The 18,781-nt window shown below is 34.4% G+C and carries 15 protein-coding genes; 14 read left to right on the top strand and 1 reads right to left on the bottom strand.

What is annotated here, in order from left to right:
• The first annotated feature begins 128 nt into the window (after positions 1-128).
• The 10 genes from ACA31_RS03375 (at position 129) to ACA31_RS03420 (ending at position 11,605) form a co-directional block, all read left to right on the top strand.
• Positions 129-1,436: a uracil-xanthine permease family protein gene (locus ACA31_RS03375; protein WP_057511968.1), complete on the top strand. Its 1,308-nt coding sequence runs from the start codon at positions 129-131 to the stop codon at positions 1,434-1,436.
• Positions 1,437-1,466: 30 nt separating this feature from the next.
• A complete protein-coding gene (locus ACA31_RS03380) occupies positions 1,467-2,387 on the top strand; it encodes an aspartate carbamoyltransferase catalytic subunit (protein WP_057511969.1) in 921 nt (306 codons plus the stop codon).
• A complete protein-coding gene (locus ACA31_RS03385) occupies positions 2,365-3,639 on the top strand; it encodes a dihydroorotase (protein WP_057511970.1) in 1,275 nt (424 codons plus the stop codon). Before ACA31_RS03380 ends, ACA31_RS03385 begins: the two co-directional genes overlap by 23 nt.
• A complete protein-coding gene (locus ACA31_RS03390) occupies positions 3,639-4,739 on the top strand; it encodes a carbamoyl phosphate synthase small subunit (RefSeq protein ID WP_057511971.1) in 1,101 nt (366 codons plus the stop codon). Before ACA31_RS03385 ends, ACA31_RS03390 begins: the two co-directional genes overlap by 1 nt.
• Positions 4,732-7,905 (top strand): carbamoyl-phosphate synthase large subunit, encoded by a 3,174-nt coding sequence (gene carB, locus ACA31_RS03395; RefSeq protein ID WP_057511972.1) that lies wholly within the window; start codon positions 4,732-4,734, stop codon positions 7,903-7,905. Before ACA31_RS03390 ends, carB begins: the two co-directional genes overlap by 8 nt.
• A gap of 109 nt (positions 7,906-8,014) precedes the next feature.
• Entirely contained in the window at positions 8,015-8,707 is a 693-nt protein-coding gene (gene pyrF, locus ACA31_RS03400) for an orotidine-5'-phosphate decarboxylase (protein ID WP_057511973.1), read from the top strand.
• A 1-nt stretch (position 8,708) separates the two neighbouring features.
• A complete protein-coding gene (gene pyrE / locus ACA31_RS03405; RefSeq protein ID WP_057511974.1) occupies positions 8,709-9,320 on the top strand; it encodes an orotate phosphoribosyltransferase in 612 nt (203 codons plus the stop codon).
• A 22-nt stretch (positions 9,321-9,342) separates the two neighbouring features.
• Entirely contained in the window at positions 9,343-9,528 is a 186-nt protein-coding gene (locus ACA31_RS03410) for a hypothetical protein (RefSeq protein WP_057511975.1), read from the top strand.
• A gap of 693 nt (positions 9,529-10,221) precedes the next feature.
• Positions 10,222-11,076, top strand: coding sequence for a YitT family protein (locus tag ACA31_RS03415; protein WP_057511976.1), 855 nt, complete (start codon positions 10,222-10,224; stop codon positions 11,074-11,076).
• A 127-nt stretch (positions 11,077-11,203) separates the two neighbouring features.
• Positions 11,204-11,605, top strand: coding sequence for a VOC family protein (locus ACA31_RS03420; protein WP_057511977.1), 402 nt, complete (start codon positions 11,204-11,206; stop codon positions 11,603-11,605).
• A 113-nt stretch (positions 11,606-11,718) separates the two neighbouring features.
• Here the strand turns inward: ACA31_RS03420 and ACA31_RS03425 are convergent, their stop codons facing one another.
• The gene (locus ACA31_RS03425; protein WP_057511978.1) at positions 11,719-13,416 is read right to left on the bottom strand and encodes an Rqc2 family fibronectin-binding protein; all 1,698 of its coding nucleotides are present in this window, start codon (positions 13,414-13,416) and stop codon (positions 11,719-11,721) included.
• A gap of 159 nt (positions 13,417-13,575) precedes the next feature.
• Here ACA31_RS03425 and gmk point away from each other — a divergent pair, with 159 nt between their 5' ends.
• From gmk to priA, 4 genes are all read left to right on the top strand, one after another.
• Positions 13,576-14,199 carry a guanylate kinase gene (gene gmk, locus ACA31_RS03430; RefSeq protein WP_057511979.1) on the top strand — a complete coding sequence of 208 codons (624 nt, stop codon included), beginning with the start codon at positions 13,576-13,578 and terminating at the stop codon, positions 14,197-14,199.
• Entirely contained in the window at positions 14,199-14,414 is a 216-nt protein-coding gene (gene rpoZ, locus ACA31_RS03435; RefSeq protein WP_002507908.1) for a DNA-directed RNA polymerase subunit omega, read from the top strand. The genes gmk and rpoZ overlap by 1 nt, the downstream gene beginning before the upstream one ends.
• Before the next feature lie 430 nt (positions 14,415-14,844).
• Entirely contained in the window at positions 14,845-16,053 is a 1,209-nt protein-coding gene (gene coaBC / locus ACA31_RS03440; RefSeq protein ID WP_057511980.1) for a bifunctional phosphopantothenoylcysteine decarboxylase/phosphopantothenate--cysteine ligase CoaBC, read from the top strand.
• 1 nt (position 16,054) lies between these two features.
• A complete protein-coding gene (gene priA, locus ACA31_RS03445; protein WP_057511981.1) occupies positions 16,055-18,463 on the top strand; it encodes a primosomal protein N' in 2,409 nt (802 codons plus the stop codon).
• The last annotated feature ends 318 nt before the right edge of the window (positions 18,464-18,781 follow it).

The following is an 18,781-nucleotide window of genomic DNA, read 5'->3' on the forward strand; positions in this document are numbered from 1 at the left end:
GCGAGTTATCTATAGTCATTAAATGTAAATGGCTGTAATTCAACTTAGCAATAATCAAGATATATACTTTTTAGTCTCTTTACATGAATTTAATGTAAAGAGATTTTTTATGAGAGGAAGCACAATACATGGAAAATGAAACAATGTTTGAACGGACAGTTAAGCCAGTATTAGATGTACAAGATAGACCTAAATTAGGACAATGGGCATTCCTAAGTACACAACATTTATTTGCGATGTTTGGCTCAACTGTACTCGTACCATTTTTAACAGGATTACCTATATCTTCAGCGTTATTAGCTTCTGGTGTAGGAACATTATTATACATACTAATTACCAAAGCGAAGATACCAGCTTACTTAGGGTCGAGTTTCGCATTTATTACACCCATAATTACTGGTCTTAATTCACATAGCTTAGGTGACATGTTGATGGCATTATTCATGAGTGGCGTAATGTATGTACTCATTGGGTTAGCAATTAAATTAACTGGGACAGCTTGGCTGATGAATTTGTTGCCACCGGTTGTTGTAGGACCAGTCATTATGGTTATAGGATTAAGTTTAGCTCCTACTGCAGTGAATATGGCAATGTTTGAGAATTCTTCAGAGATGCAAGGCTATAATCTAAGTTATTTAGCAGTAGCAATGACCACGTTGATTGTAACAATCGTAGTTCAGGGTTACTTCAAAGGTTTCTTATCCTTGATACCGGTATTAATTGGTATCGTCACAGGTTACATCCTTTCAGCATTTATGGGACTCGTCAATTTTGCTCCAATAGCTAAGGCGAAATGGTTACAATTTCCAGACGTGTATTTGCCATTTAAAGACTATACGCCATCCATTCACACGGGATTGATCATTGTCTTGATACCTATTGTCTTTGTGACTGTAAGTGAGCACATAGGGCACCAAATGGTCATTAACAAAATTGTAGGACGTAACTTTTTTAAAGACCCAGGTTTAGATCGTTCGATTATTGGTGATGGTGTTTCTACCATGTTTGCAAGTTTGATTGGCGGTCCTCCGAGCACAACCTATGGTGAAAATATTGGCGTTTTAGCCATCACAAAAATTTATAGTGTTTATGTCATTGGAGGAGCAGCAGTTATTGCCATTATATTAGGGTTTGTTGGCAAATTCACAGCGCTCGTCTCATCTATACCTACACCGGTAATGGGTGGTGTATCTATACTACTTTTCGGTATTATCGCAGCAAGTGGTCTAAGAATGCTAGTCGAAAGTGAAGTTGATTTTGCGAGTAACCGCAACCTTGTTATTGCATCAGTCATCCTTGTAATTGGTATTGGTAATCTCGTTTTTAACTTAAATGGCGTCGGCATCAATATGCAAATAGAAGGCATGGCATTAGCTGCACTAGCAGGCATTATACTCAATCTTATCTTACCGAAGGCAGCACCAGCGAATAAATAAGCATTGATTATTATGAGGGGGTTGGAAAAATTGGATAATTTATTATCAATGGAACATCTAACTACAAATGAAATATATGAATTAGTTAAACGTGCGAGTGCAATAAAAAATGCTGAACTACAACCACAACGCTATGAAGATAAATTTGTAGCAAATTTATTTTTTGAAAACTCGACACGTACGAAGAGTAGTTTCTTGGTAGCAGAACAAAAATTAGGACTGAAATTAATTGATTTTGAAACAAATACATCTTCTGTTCAAAAAGGGGAAACATTATATGACACATGTAAAACTTTAGAACAAGTAGGTGCAGATGTTCTGGTAATAAGGCATTCACAAACCACTTATTATGACGAATTAAAATCGCTTAACATACCAATTATTAATGCAGGAGATGGCAGTGGCCAACACCCGACACAAAGTTTATTAGACATCATGACAATCTATGAAGAATATCAAACTTTTGAAGACTTAAATATCTTGATTTGTGGTGATATTAAAAACTCTCGGGTCGCTCGAAGTAATTTTCAAAGTTTAACAGCACTTGGTGCAAACGTAATGTTTTCTAGCCCAGATGCTTGGAAAGATGCTTCCTTAGATGCGCCGTATAAAGATATTGATACTGTTATAGATGAAGTAGATATAGTAATGTTATTAAGAGTACAACATGAAAGACATAGTGATGGGGATACAACACAATTTGAAGTAAGCAACTATCATAATCAATACGGTTTAACGCAAGCGAGATATAATAGACTGAAATCACAAGCAATCGTGATGCATCCAGCACCAGTAAATAGAGGTGTGGAAATAGAACATTCACTTGTTGAAGCATCAAAATCACGTATTTTCAAACAAATGGAAAATGGCATGTACTTACGCATGGCTGTTATAGATTATATTTTACAATCGAAAGGGGCAGAAACAAATGAAATTATTAACGAATGCTAAAATCTTAAAAAATGGTGAATTTGAAACGGTGTCTATCTTAGTTGAAGGACAACATATTAAACAAATAGGCGCTCAACTTGAGGTAGATACAAATACTGAAGTTATTGATGTTAAAGGACAGTTTGTTTCTCCTGGCTTAGTAGATGTACATGTGCACTTACGTGAACCAGGTGGGGAACATAAAGAAACAATAGCAACGGGGACGAAAGCAGCAGCAAGAGGTGGTTTTACAACCGTCTGTCCAATGCCAAATACGCGTCCTGTACCTGATTCAAAAGAAAATCTAAATCATTTAAATCAATTAATAGAAGATAATGCTGAAGTAAGAGTATTACCTTACGCGGCTATTACAGTGAGACAAGCTGGTAAAGAACATGTCGATTTTGAAACACTTTCTAACAACGGTACGTTTGCGTTTACAGATGATGGCGTAGGTGTTCAACAAGCTAATATGATGTATGAGGCCATGCAAGCAGCAGCAAAATTGAATAAAGCAGTCGTAGCACATTGTGAAGATAACAGTTTAATTTATGGTGGCGTTATGCATGAAGGGCAACGCAGTGAAGCATTAGGTATTCCTGGTATTCCAAATATTTGTGAAGCAGTACAAATTGCACGTGATGTGCTATTAGCAGAAGCGGCTGGAGCACATTATCATGTATGTCATGTATCTACGAAAGAAAGTGTCAGAGCAATTCGCGATGCTAAAAAAGCAGGGATACATGTGACGGCAGAAGTTACACCGCATCATTTATTATTAACTGAAGATGATGTTCCAGGTGATGATGCGATTTATAAAATGAATCCTCCATTAAGAAGCAAAGAAGATAGAGAAGCCCTGATTGAAGGCTTATTAGATGGTACGATAGACTGTATTGCAACAGACCATGCGCCACATGCTGCAGAAGAAAAAGCACAATCTATGACACAAGCACCATTTGGTATTGTTGGAAGCGAAACAGCTTTCCCATTATTGTATACGCATTTTGTAAAAAATGGTGACTGGTCGTTACAACAGTTAGTAGATTATTTAACGATTAAACCCGCTCAGACTTTCGAGTTACCTTATGGTACATTAGAAGAAGGTGGATTAGCAGATTTAACAATTATTAACCTAGATGAAGAAAGTGAAATAAAAGCAGAGAATTTTGCATCTAAAGGAAGTAATACGCCGTTTATCGGTTACAAAGTATATGGTACGCCAGTATTAACAATGGTTGAAGGTCAAGTTAAATTTAAGGAGGAAAAATAATGTTGAAGAAACGCTATCTAGTTTTAGAAGACGGTTCATATTACGAAGGCTATCCCCTTGGTTCTGATCAATTAACAGTAGGAGAAATTGTTTTTAATACTGCAATGACGGGTTATCAAGAAACAATATCGGACCCCTCATACACGGGTCAAATTATTACGTTTACATATCCACTTATCGGAAATTATGGTATAAACCGAGATGACTTTGAATCGCTTGTACCTACGCTAAATGGTGTAGTTGTTAAAGAAGCAAGTAATCATCCAAGTAATTTCAGAAAACAAAAGACATTACATGACGTATTAGTAGAATATGATATTCCTGGTATTTCAGGTGTTGATACGCGTAGTATTACCAGAAAAATCAGAAATTTCGGCGTGTTAAAAGCAACTTTTACTGATAATAAAGCTGAAATTGAATCATTAGTAGAACAGTTGAAAACGACTGAATTGCCAAAAAATGAAGTGACACAAGTATCAACGAAAACACCTTACGTTTCAACTGGCTATGATTTGAGTGTAGTATTGGTTGATTTTGGCAAAAAGCAAAATATCGTTAGAGAATTGAATACGCGTGGTTGTAATGTAACCGTCGTACCTTATGATACTTCAGCTGAAGCGATTATGAGAATGACTCCAGATGGTGTCATGCTTTCTAACGGACCAGGAGACCCTGAAGAAATGAAAATTGCAATTGAAATGATTAAAGATATACTAGGACGCATTCCGTTCTTTGGTATATGTTTAGGACATCAGCTTTTCGCCTTATCTCAAGGTGCAACATCATTCAAAATGAAGTTCGGTCATAGAGGTGCCAATCATCCTGTGAAAGATCTTAAAACAGAAAAAATTGCAATAACAAGTCAAAATCATGGTTATGCAATCGATAAAGACTCATTAGTCGATAGTGACTTAGAAATTACACATGTCGCAATCAATGATGGAACGATAGAAGGTTTAAAACATAAGTCATTGCCAGCATTTTCAGTTCAATATCATCCTGAAGCATGCCCAGGGCCATCGGATTCAAATTACTTATTTGATGAGTTTATTGATATGATGAATGACCATAAAGCGAAGGAGCGTATGTCAAATGCCTAAACGTACAGATATAGAAACGATTTTAGTTATAGGATCCGGACCAATTATTATTGGTCAAGCCGCAGAATTTGATTATGCAGGGACACAAGCTTGTCTAGCATTAAAAGAAGAGGGCTACCGTGTAATTTTAGTAAACTCGAATCCAGCAACAATTATGACTGACAAAGAAATTGCAGATAAAGTATATATTGAACCTTTAACACATGATTTTATAGCGCGCATTATTCGTAAAGAACAACCAGACGCATTATTACCTACATTAGGTGGACAAACAGGATTGAACATGGCCATTCAACTACATGATAGTGGGGAACTTGAAGCAAACAATGTACAACTTTTAGGTACTAAATTAGAATCAATCCAACAAGCAGAAGATAGAGAATTATTCAGATCATTAATGAATGAACTCGGGGTACCTGTGCCTGAAAGTGATATTGTAAACAATGTAGAACAAGCGTTTACGTTTAAAGAAAAAGTTGGCTATCCACTTATAGTAAGACCAGCATTTACAATGGGAGGTACTGGCGGTGGCATTTGTCATAATGATGATGAGTTTAAAGAAATTGTAGCGAATGGTTTACATTATAGTCCAGCAACGCAATGTTTAATTGAAAAATCAATTGCTGGTTTCAAGGAAATTGAATATGAAGTAATGCGTGACAAAAACGATAACGCTATCGTTGTATGTAATATGGAAAATATTGACCCAGTCGGTATACATACAGGCGATTCGATTGTTGTGGCGCCGAGCCAAACATTGTCAGACATTGAATATCAAATGCTACGTGACGTATCATTAAAAGTAATCCGTGCTTTAGGTATAGAAGGCGGCTGTAACGTGCAATTAGCTTTAGATCCACACTCTATGGATTATTATATTATTGAAGTGAATCCACGTGTGTCTCGTTCATCAGCATTAGCCTCTAAAGCAACAGGTTATCCAATTGCTAAACTAGCAGCGAAAATTGCTGTTGGTTTAACTTTAGATGAAATGTTAAACCCAATTACAGAAACATCTTACGCTGCATTTGAACCAACTTTAGATTATGTTATCTCAAAAATTCCACGTTTCCCATTTGATAAATTTGAAAAAGGTGAACGTGTTTTAGGTACACAAATGAAAGCAACTGGTGAAGTAATGGCAATTGGTAGAACTTACGAAGAATCATTACTTAAAGCAATTCGTTCATTGGAATATGGTGTACATCACCTTGGTTTACCTAACGGAGATTCATATGATTTAGATTATATTAAAGCACGTATCAATGACCAAGATGATGAACGTTTGTTCTTTATAGGTGAAGCGATCCGTCGCGGAACAACATTAGAAGAAATTCATGATATGACACAAATTGATTACTTCTTTTTAAATAAATTCCAACATATCATCAACATTGAGCATGATTTGAAGGACAATAAAGGTGATATCGAATATCTTAAATTTGCCAAAGATTATGGCTTTAGTGATCGTGTCATTGCACACCGTTTTGATATGACCGAAGAAGAAGTTCATGATTTAAGAATAAAAAATGGTATAACGCCAGTTTATAAAATGGTAGACACTTGTGCTGCAGAATTTGAATCAGCAACGCCATATTATTATGGTACTTATGAATATGAAAACGAATCTATTGTTACAGACAAAGAAAAAATTCTTGTACTTGGTTCAGGACCAATTCGTATAGGACAAGGCGTAGAATTTGATTATGCAACAGTGCATGCAGTTTGGGCAATACAACGTGCAGGTTATGAAGCAATTATCATTAATAACAATCCAGAAACTGTATCTACAGACTTTTCAATTTCTGATAAGTTATACTTTGAGCCCTTAACAGAAGAAGACGTTATGAATATTATTGATCTAGAGCAGCCTAAGGGTGTGGTCGTACAATTTGGTGGCCAAACAGCAATCAACTTAGCAGATAAACTTGCTAAACATGACGTTCAAATATTAGGAACATCTTTAGAAAATCTAAATCGTGCTGAAGACCGTAAAGAATTTGAAGCATTATTACACACGATTGATGTACCTCAACCTAAAGGTAAAACAGCGACGTCTCCTAAAGAAGCATTAGAAAATGCGAGGAATATTGGTTATCCAGTTGTAGTAAGACCTTCCTATGTATTAGGTGGACGTGCGATGGAAATCGTGAATAGTGATGCAGAATTAGAAGATTACATGAATCAAGCAGTTAAAGCGAGCCCAGATCATCCAGTACTAGTAGATAGTTATTTGACAGGTAAAGAAATTGAAGTAGATGCGATATCTGATGGGGAAACTGTTATAATCCCTGGTATTATGGAGCATATCGAAAGAGCTGGTGTTCATTCAGGCGACTCTATAGCAGTCTATCCACCACAAACATTAACTCAACAAGAAATGGATACGTTAGAAGACTATACGATTAGACTAGCTAAAGGATTAAATATTATAGGATTAATTAATATCCAATTTGTTATCGCTCATGATGGTGTGTTCGTCTTAGAGGTGAACCCACGTTCGAGTCGTACAGTACCATTTTTAAGTAAAATTACGAACATCCAAATGGCTCAACTAGCAATGCGTGCGATTATGGGTGAAAAAATTGTAGACATAGGCTATAAAGCAGGCATTCAGCCATACACTGAAGGTGTTTTTGTCAAAGCGCCAGTGTTCAGCTTTAATAAGTTGAAAAATGTTGATATTACGCTCGGACCTGAAATGAAATCAACAGGAGAAGTTATGGGTAAAGATACAACGATGGAAAAAGCCCTATTCAAAGGATTAACAGCTAGCGGTATGGAAGTAAAAGATCATGGTACCGTATTGATGACAGTGAGTGATAAAGATAAAGAAGAAGTAGTCAGTATCGCACATCGTTTAAATGAAGTAGGCTATAAAATTTTAGCAACTGAAGGTACTGCGAATAAATTAGCAGAGCATCATATACCAACAGAAATTGTCGGTAAAATTGGCAAAGAAGATGATTTATTAACACGTATTCAACAAAGTGAAGTACAAATTGTAGTGAATACAATGACAAAAGGTAAGGAATTCGAACGTGATGGTTTCCAAATCAGACGTACATCAGTTGAAAATGGCGTACCTTGTCTCACTTCTTTAGATACTGCTGATGCACTAACGTCAGTGATTGAAAGCATGACATTTACAATGAAAAATATGTAATAGTTAAGTTTGATACTAACTAAGATAAAATAAAAGTGCGATTGCGTAACATTATTTTATCTTAGTTCATATAGTAGAAGTTTTTAAAATACGAGGTGTAGAACATATTATGAATAATTTACCAATTATCGCACTAGATTTTGATTCAGCAGAAGCGGTGGATGTATTCTTAAATCAATTTGATGAGCCACTTTTTGTAAAGGTAGGAATGGAACTTTTTTATCAAACTGGACCACAATTTATAGAATCTATTAAAACACGCGGACACGATATTTTTTTGGATTTAAAATTACATGATATACCTAATACTGTGGGTAAAGCAATGGAAGGATTAAGTAAATTAAACGTTGATTTAGTAAACGTACATGCTGCTGGTGGAACTGAAATGATGACACGCGCATTAGAAGGCCTAAGAAAACATAACCAAGATGTTAAAATTATAGCAGTTACGCAACTTACTTCAACTACAGAATCTATGTTAAGAAATGAACAAAATATTCAAAGTTCCATAGAAGATGCAGTGCTTAATTATGCGCATCTAGCCCAAATGTCTGGTTTAGATGGTGTCGTATGTTCACCGCTTGAAGCGGCATTACTTACACGTGAACTCGGCAAAAATTTCTTGAAAGTGACACCTGGAATTAGACCAGAAAATGCGCATTCAGATGATCAAAAAAGGATTACTACACCGGAAGATGCGAAACAATTAGGCTCGACACATATTGTAGTAGGACGACCAATTACGAAAAGTGATAATCCGGTCGCAAGTTATCATAAAATTAAAGAAAGTTGGTTAAGTTAAAATGGCTAAAGCAATAGCAAAATCACTATTAGATATTAAAGCAGTTTCACTTTCACCAAACGACCCATTTACATGGAGTTCAGGTATTAAATCACCTATTTATTGCGATAACCGTGTGACATTAGGTCATCCTTCTGTACGACGAAATATAAGAGATGGTTTAAGTACGTTAATTAAAAATAATTTTGCGGATGTCGAAATCGTTTCAGGCACTGCAACAGCTGGTATTCCACATGCTGCCTATGTTTCTGAAGTGCTAGATTTACCGATGAATTATGTGCGTTCTAAGAGTAAGAGTCATGGTAAACAAAACCAAATTGAAGGTGCGATAAGTAAAGGTAAAAAAGTGATTGTCATTGAGGACTTAATTTCAACAGGTGGATCTTCTATAACTGCTGTGGAGGCATTAAAAGAAGCAGGAGCTGAAGTTTTAGGCGTAGTAGCTATATTTACGTACGGTCTGAAAAAAGCGGATGAACAATTCAAAGAAGCCCAAATACCTTTCTTTACTTTAAGTAATTATAATGAATTAATTGAGGTAGCTAAAGAAAATGGAGAAATTTCTGAAAATGATATTGGTACATTAGTTGAATGGCGAGACAACTTGTCTTAAAATGTGAGTTGGAGGGGATATTATGACAGATGACCCAAAAAAAGCATATAATCACTTTGCACATTTAAATGATTTTTTAAAAAAAGAAGAAGATTATAGACATCCATCTCATTCAGACGATAAAAACGAATGGCTATCTAACACATCAGAAGCAAATATATATAAGAAATCAAAGTCAAGTATTAAACAAAAAGGACTTATTAAGTAATTCATAAAATGTAATATGTATAGACGTATTTAAAAGTATAATAAAGAGGAAGATTAAAATGAATGCCATTTTGATCTTCCTCTTTATATTAAATCATTCTGATATAGCAAAATTCTTGTTGAAATTCGTTGAATTAAGGTCTTTTTTAGCAACAAAGTTTATTAATATATTTCATAATTTATAATACTTATTGTATGTGCTGACCGTTTTAAAACTAAAATGTGTAATTGTGTAGTATAGTCATTATTAGCGAATCATAATTTTAATAATAATATAGCCCACCAATAATACTAGTGCTGCAATAAGTAATGGAATAATATAAAAAGACATGAAATACCTCCAATTGGATTTATATTTATTCTAACTGTAAATATTAAAAAGTAAAAGCATTAAAGACGATATTGTCATTCAACTAGAAAAAAGGAATGATTGTTATACATTTATTGAATGTAATGCGTTTAAAGCGTTACAAGAAATACAAAGAGGTGTGACCACTATTATTGTGGTACATTTGCATTTATAATACGATGTATAACTTAGAATTACAATAATATATTTTTATGAGGCTGAGATATAAATATATGTCTTAGCCTCTATAGTTATATTGATATTAGTTGACTGAAAATTGTAAATACCACGCGTAATTGTTTGCCAAAGGGGTCCGATTTTTGAAAAATGTAAGGGGGTGCTTAAATGAAAATGATGAAACAATTATTCCGTGATCATACTAAAAATATCATTTTGTGTTTGATTGGCGCATTTGTCAGTGCAATTGCAGTAAATTGCTTTATTCTAGAATCTAATCTTGGGGATGGAGGAACAGTTGGTATATCTTTAGCGCTTAAATATGCTTTTGGTTGGTCGCCAGCTCTAACTTCTTTAATTATTAATACAATTGTTATTATTGTAGGTTGGAAATTTTTAAGTACAAGAACTGCTGTATATACCTTTATTGCGAATACGGCAATTTCTTTATTTTTAAATTTAACTGAAAATTTCAGTACAGGTATAGATAACTTTGTAATCAACGCTGCTTTTGGAGGTGTGTTTGTAGGACTTGGCATAGGCTTAGTTATTGCAGCAGGTGGTGTCATTGGAGGAACTTCAGTTGTAGCTAAAATGCTGAATAAGTACTTTGATATAAAAACGTCACAAGGCATATTTTTATTAGATGGTTTAGTTGTGCTATCTTTCTTGTTTGTATTACCGTTAGAAAACGTGTTATTTACAATTATTATGATTTTCATTACTGAACGTGCAACTTCATTTATAATTGAAGGCTTTAATCCTAAAAAAGCTGTTACGATTATTTCAGATAAAAATGAAAATATTAGTGATAGAATTAACAGTTTTACAGGTAGAGGCTCAACGTTGCTTAAAGGTAAGGGTGGTTTCGGTAAAAAAGAAACAAGTATGCTGTACGTTGTAGTACCACAATCCCAAGTCACGCGAGTCAAAAAATTAGTGAATGAAGAGGATGACAAAGCTTTCTTAGTTATACATGATGTACGTGACGTGCTAGGTAGTGGATTTATTAATTTAACATAAGCCAGTACTTTGAACGTTAGTAAATGGGACTTTGTGAATATTTTACAACTTATAATAACGTTGTATATTCGATTTTTTACAATTTATCATTTATTCTATTATTAAGAAGAATTAAGGAGGTTGCATAATGGCTATACCAAAAATAACTACATTTCTAATGTTCAACGGAGATGCAGAAGAAGCAATTAATTTATATGTGAATACGTTTGAAGATGCTGAAATATTGGCATTGGTAAGATATAGTGAAAGTGACAATGAACCAACAGGGGCTGTACAACACGCTATTTTTAGGTTGAAAGATCAAGTGTTTATGGCAATTGATAATATGAATGGCGTTGATATAGAAATGAACCCAGCCGTATCATTATATGTCACTGTAGACAGTGTGTTAGAAATGGAACGCTTATTCAGTAATCTGAAAAGTGGGGGAGCCATTTTAATGCCTAAAACTCAAATGCCACCATTTAGAGAGTTTTCTTGGATACAAGATAAATTTGGTGTTAATTTTCAACTAGCGTTGCCAGAATAAATTTAAATTATAGAATAAAAAAGCTAGGATATAATCGTTTTTGAAAAAATTCTAACGACGTTATCCTAGCTTTTTATTATGTGTTTTGATAAACATAACGCACATTCAAAAAATTATTTCACTTTCATTTTTTGAATGTGGTCATAATCTGGTGTAGCAAAAAGCGTTTTTTGATTATCATATGTTACAAAACCTGGTTTGGCACCTGAAGGTTTGTGTACATGCTTGATTTCTGTATAATCTACTGGAATTTGTCCAGAATTACCAGCTTTGGAGAAATAACCAGATAACATGGCCGCTTCTTTAATCGTGTCTTCACTTGGTGCATCACTAAATATCACGACATGTGAGCCTGGTATATCTTTCGTGTGGAACCAAAGATGGTTTTTTGCTGCTTTTTTATTAGTTAAATAATCATTTTGTTTATTGTTTTTACCGACAAGAATCGTATCGCCATCAGTTGAAATATATTCTTGTAATTGAATGGAGTGTTTTTGTTTTTTCTTATTTTGTTTGCGTTGTTTCATAAAGCCCTGTTCTGCAAGCTCATCGCGGATATCGTCAATCTCATCAACAGAGATGTGTGCGAGCTGTTGTTCAATACTTTCAAAATAAGCAATATTTTCTTGAGTTAATTCAATTTGACGAAGTAACTCGTGTGCTCTTGTTTTTAACTTGTTATATTTTTTATAATAATTCTGCGCGTTGACAGCAGGGGATTTGGTTGGGTTAAGAGGAATTGTAATTTCTTCACCAGTATAATAATTAAGCGTTGTAATTTCTTTATCACCTTGCTTAATTTGATAAATATTGGCTGTTATTAACTCACCATATAGTTGCTGTAATTCTTTTTCTTTTGTACCTTCTTGCTCATCAATCAATTTACTTAATTTATTTTGATATTTATGAAGTTGTTGTTGTACAAATTTAACTAAATCATTAGCACGTTGTTTGACGCGTTCTCTTTCACCACGTGCATCATAATAGCGATCAAGTAAATCATGCAGTGAATCGTATTCTACAACATCATCATAAAATTGATTTAATTTCATAAAGTAAAAATCTTCTTTACCTGTTTCATGATTTTTATGAAAAACAGGTATAGGCTCATCCTTAGTTTCTTCAATTACTGTGTCAAATGCTTCAGGCAAAGTTTGAGCAGTCATGAATTGCTTTCTGCTAACAATTTCATTAGTGATCAATGGACTAAAACCTTCTATATGATCTAGTAATTGTCGTGCTATTTTCCCACTATTAAAATCTATATATTTTAATACAGTTTCTCCAGATATATCATATGGGCTAATTTTGTTTTGCGCAGGTGGTGCTTCATATTGAAAACCGGGCATTACAGTACGATATTGATTTGTATTTGGTGTTAAATGCTTAAAGCCTTCAATAATCTTACGCGCTTCGTTGACTAATATTAAATTACTGTGTTTACCCATAATTTCTAATATAATTGTACGATGTATTGTATCGCCAATTTCATCTTTACTCTTCACATCTATTTCTACGCGTCTATCATTACCAATTTGTCTTACTGCTTTTATAAAGCCACCTTCAATATGTTTACGGAACACACGTGCAAACATAGGAGGATTAAATGGATTATCATATTTTTTATTAGTTAAATGCATTCTAGTAAAACTTGGATGAATAGAAAGTAGAAGCTGATGATTTTTACGATTTTGACGCACAACGACAAGAAGTGTGTCGTTTTCTGGTTGATTTATTTTGTGGATTCTACCACCTACAAGAAATTGTAGAGATTCCACCATTTTTTTAGTGAATAAACCATCATATGCCATTACTATCAGCCACCTTATTTTTAGTCATTCAACATATTGTAACATGGCGTAAAGATTAGGTCATGAGCAAAGTTTGTGTTGTGGGACGCTATACAATTGAATGTTCCTTATGGTATCATATGTTAATAATAGAAGATTAGCTTAGAGAGGTAGTAAGTCATGGATAATGAGAAAGGTTTATTGATTGTACTATCTGGACCTTCTGGTGTAGGAAAAGGGACAGTTAGAAAAAAAATATTTGATGATCCAACCACATCTTATAAATATTCTATTTCAATGACCACACGTGGTAAGCGTGAAGGTGAAGTAGATGGTGTTGATTATTTTTTCAAAGCAAAATCAGAATTTGAAGAATTAATTAAACAAGATGAATTTATAGAATATGCTGAATACGTAGGAAATTACTATGGGACGCCTGTTCAATATGTTAAAGATACGATGGAGCAAGGCCATGATGTTTTTTTAGAAATTGAAGTAGAAGGTGCGAAACAAGTGCGTAAGAAATTTCCAGATGCATTATTTGTTTTTCTTGCACCGCCAAGTTTAGATCATTTACGTGAACGATTAGTCGGTCGTGGTACGGAATCTGATGAAAAAATTCAAAGTCGTGTGAATGAAGCGCGTAAAGAAGTAGAAATGATGAACTTGTATGACTATGTTGTAGTTAATGATGAAGTAGAGTTAGCTAAACAACGTATTCAATCTATTGTAGAAGCTGAGCATTTGAAGAGAGAACGTATTGAAGCGAAATATAGAAAAATGATATTGGAGGCAAAAAAATAATGTTATACCCACCATTAAATGAATTAACAGCAAAAGTTAATTCAAAATATTTAATTGCAACTACTGCTGCAAAACGTGCTCGCGAAATAGATGAAAATCCAGAATCTGCATTGTTAAGCAAATATGATGCAAAAAAACCTGTAGGTAAAGCGCTAGAAGAAATCGCTGGCGGAGATGTTTATCCTGACGGACTTTACAAAATACCATCTAAGTAATTAAAAGTTAATCTTGAAACATATAAATAGCAACTAGCACGGTGCGAGTTAAAAGCTTTTCAAACGAGTCTGGGACATAAACACATGTCTCAGACTCAATTGTTAGGTGGAAGCGTAGCTGTTTGATATCTAAGTTGTACTTGTTTTAAGCTTTTAAAGTATTACTTCTTCATTTATGAAGATAAGCAGTGCCTATACAAGCGCTTCAGCTCTTGTATTCTTTTTTAGTGATACTTGCGGGAGCAGGATAGAAATCAAATTTTGATTTCTATCCTGCTCCCTTTTTTTATTTAATTTAAAATTTTGTGTATAATGGTGATTAATCATCTATTTAAAGCATACAATAACAAATTAACCTTTGTTTTATTTATAAACATAAAATTATAGCCCATTAAGAGGTCATATTTAAATTATTTGGAGGAGATTTGCAATGAAACGAATATTACTTGCTGTTACAGGTGGAATTGCTGCGTATAAAGCAATTGATTTAACAAGTAAATTAACGCAAGCAGACTATGACGTTAGAGTCATGCTGACAGATCATGCACAAGAGTTTGTGACCCCATTAGCTTTTCAAGCAATTGGTAGAAATCCAGTTTATACAAGTACTTTTTTAGAACAAAATCCGGAAGAAATTCAACATGTTGCATTAGGTGATTGGGCGGATGCAATCGTAGTGGCACCGGCAACAGCAAATATAATCGCCAAACTTGCAAATGGCATTGCTGATGATATGGTGACGTCGACATTGCTCGCTACTGAGACAGCTAAATTTATTGCGCCAGCGATGAATGTGCATATGTATGAAAATAAACGAACACAACACAATCTCGCTACGCTGAGTTCAGATGGTTATTATTTTCTTGAACCTGGCGAGGGTTTTTTAGCATGTGGCTATGTAGCAAAAGGTCGCATGGAAGAACCATTGCAAATCGTTGAAAGATTAAACCAGTTTTTCAAAGACAATGATCAAGCATCTTATTCGATAGACAGCCGATTTGAAGGTATGAATGCGTTAATCACTGCTGGACCTACTGTTGAAGAGTTAGATCCAGTACGTTATTTATCTAACCGATCATCAGGAAAAATTGGTTATGCATTGGCAGAATCACTAACTAAGCGTGGAGCTAACGTCACACTCATATCTGGACCTACACGCCTAACACCTCCAGAAAATGTGAATGTTATCCAAATCCAAAGTGCTGAGGAAATGTTTGAAGCAGTTAAAACCCGCTATGATGAACAAGATATCGTATTTAAGGCTGCAGCAGTATCAGATTATGCACCTGCTGAAATGTTAGAGCACAAACTAAAAAAACAAGAGGGTACATTATCTGTGACTTTTAAACGTACGCCAGATATATTGAAATATTTAGGTGAACACAAAACGAAGCAATTCTTAGTAGGTTTTGCTGCAGAAACACAAAATATTGAAATATATGCTCAGAAAAAACTGCAACATAAAAAGGCAGATGTGATTATTGCTAATAACGTAGGAGATCGTTCAATAGGATTTAGTTCAGACGACAATGACTATACGATGTATTTTGAAGATGGGGATCCTATTATTTTAGGAAAACATAAAAAAGTCATATTAGCGGAGCATATCTTAGATAGTTTAGAAACAAGGTGGAAATAAAATGATAGCAAAAGTAATTGTTGATATACCTTCTAAAAGTGTGGACTTTACGTTCGATTATATTATTCCTAAAAGATTACAATCCATGATACAAGTTGGTATGCGTGTCATTGTGCCTTTTGGACCAAGAACAATTCAAGGCTATATTATGGAAATAACTGAACAACCTGACGCAAATATAGACATAACTAAGTTAAAAGAGATAAAAGAAATTCAAGATATTAAACCAGAACTAACTGAGGAACTCATTAAGTTAACGGATTGGTATAATAATTACTTTGTGACGAAGCGCATTTCTATGTTGGAAGTGATGTTACCAAGTGCAATTAAAGCTAAATATACAAAAGTTTTTTCAATTAAAAATGCTGAAGCGATTCCGGAACAGTTACGTCAACATTTTGACAGCGAAGGGCATTACGCGTATAAAGAAGCTCAATATAATGATGATTTATCTATCATCTCCCCTTTATTAAAGCAAGGTGATATTAGGGAAGTGACATTGCTTTCTCAAAGTCTCAGCAAAAAGAAACAACGAGCTGTGAGAGTGATAGAAGGTTTTGAATATGATGCTGTACTTGGTTCTTTAGAAAAGTCTCAAAAACAATATGATTTATATGCTTATTTAATTGATGAACGTCACCACATTGTATTACTGAAACAATTAGAAGAAATGAACTTTTCAAAATCGAGTATTGATACACTTATGCGCAAAGGCTTTGTGGAAAAATACGATGCTATCGTTGAACGGGATCCTTTTGAAACACGCGTATTTGAACAAGACGAAAAGCAACAACTCACAGTTGATCAACAGCAAGCATTTGAAGCAATACTCAAAAATATTGAGGCACATAAACAGAGAACCTTTTTACTCCATGGTGTGACTGGTTCAGGCAAGACTGAAGTGTATTTGCAAACAATTGAAGAAGTGTTGCATTTAGATAGACAAGCTATGATGTTAGTGCCTGAAATTGCATTAACGCCACAAATGGTTTTAAGGTTTAAGCAACGATTTGGTGACGAAGTTGCCGTGCTCCATTCAGGTTTGTCGAAAGGTGAACGTTATGATGAATGGCAAAAAATCAGAGATGGTAAAGCTCGAGTAAGTGTTGGTGCACGGTCAAGTGTGTTTGCACCATTTAAAAATTTAGGCATGATTATTATTGATGAAGAACATGAATCGTCTTATAAACAAGAGGATTATCCTAGATACCATGCGCGTGATATTGCTCAGTGGCGCAGTCAATACCATCAGTGCCCATTAGTATTAGGGAGTGCCACACCGAGTTTAGAAACATACGCGCGCGCAGATAAGGGTGTTTATGAACTGTTATCTTTACCTAACAGAGTCAATCAACGGGCGTTACCAGAAATTGAAATTGTTGATATGAGAGCTGAATTAAGTGCAGGTAACCGGTCTATGTTTTCTGAACAATTACGTGAAGCAATTCAAAATCGATTAGATAAACAAGAACAGATTGTATTGTTTTTAAATCGTCGAGGCTATGCATCATTTATGTTATGTAGAGATTGTGGCCATGTACCACAATGTCCCAATTGTGATATCTCATTGACTTATCATAAGTCTTCGGACCAATTGAAGTGTCATTATTGTGGTCACCAAGAAACACCACCGAACAAATGTCCTAATTGTGAAAGTGAACATATTAGACAAGTTGGTACAGGTACTCAAAGGGTTGAGGAATTATTACAAGAAGTGTTCCAAGAAGCACGCATTATACGTATGGATGTTGATACTACAACTCGTAAAGGTGCTCATGAAAAATTATTGAATGATTTTGGGTCAGGTAAAGGAGATATTTTATTAGGTACTCAAATGATTGCGAAAGGATTAGACTTTCCTAATATCACACTAGTAGGTGTACTCAATGCAGATACAATGCTAAATCTTCCTGACTTTAGAGCAAGCGAACGTACTTACCAATTATTAACGCAAGTATCTGGTCGTGCAGGACGTCACGAAAAAGAAGGACAAGTAATCATTCAAACTTATAATCCAGAACATTATGCGATTAAAGATGTTCAAGAAAATGATTATCCAGCCTTCTTTAACAAAGAAATGAATTATAGGAAAATAGGGAAGTATCCTCCTTACTTCTTTTTAATGAATTTCACTATCACACACAAAGATATGAAGAAAGTAATGGAAGCATCGAAACATATTCATAAAATTTTATTACAGCATTTATCAGATAAAGCATTAGTACTAGGACCATCTCCAGCAGCATTATCAAGAATAAATAATGAATATCGCTTCCAAATTTTAATTAAATATAAAAGTGAACCAGCGCTACACGAAGCGCTTAAGTATTTAGATGATTATTATCACGACCAATATTTAAAAGATAAGCTATCGTTAAAAATTGATATTAATCCTCAAATGATGATGTGAGCAGCTTGGTTAAATAGCTTAACTATAGTTGATACAAAGGTTACAGAGGTTTGTAGCATTAAATAACGGCAGTAAAAGGACAAATAGTTTAACTTGAGACATTTTTAAGTCTTAGTTAACTGTTTGTCTTTTTTACTATTATTTTACTGTTATATAGTGGAATTCGTCGATTTTCATCAATAAAATACTAGATTAGAGGAGTTTTTGTGAGGAAAAAACAAATCATTAATATTGCTAATGATTATAAATAGCATCTATGAAGGGGAATAAATACGCTAAAAACATAAGTATTACTAGAATAGCTATAAACCAGTTTTC

It is taken from the genome of Staphylococcus sp. NAM3COL9 (assembly GCF_001431205.1).
Taxonomy (GTDB): domain Bacteria; phylum Bacillota; class Bacilli; order Staphylococcales; family Staphylococcaceae; genus Staphylococcus.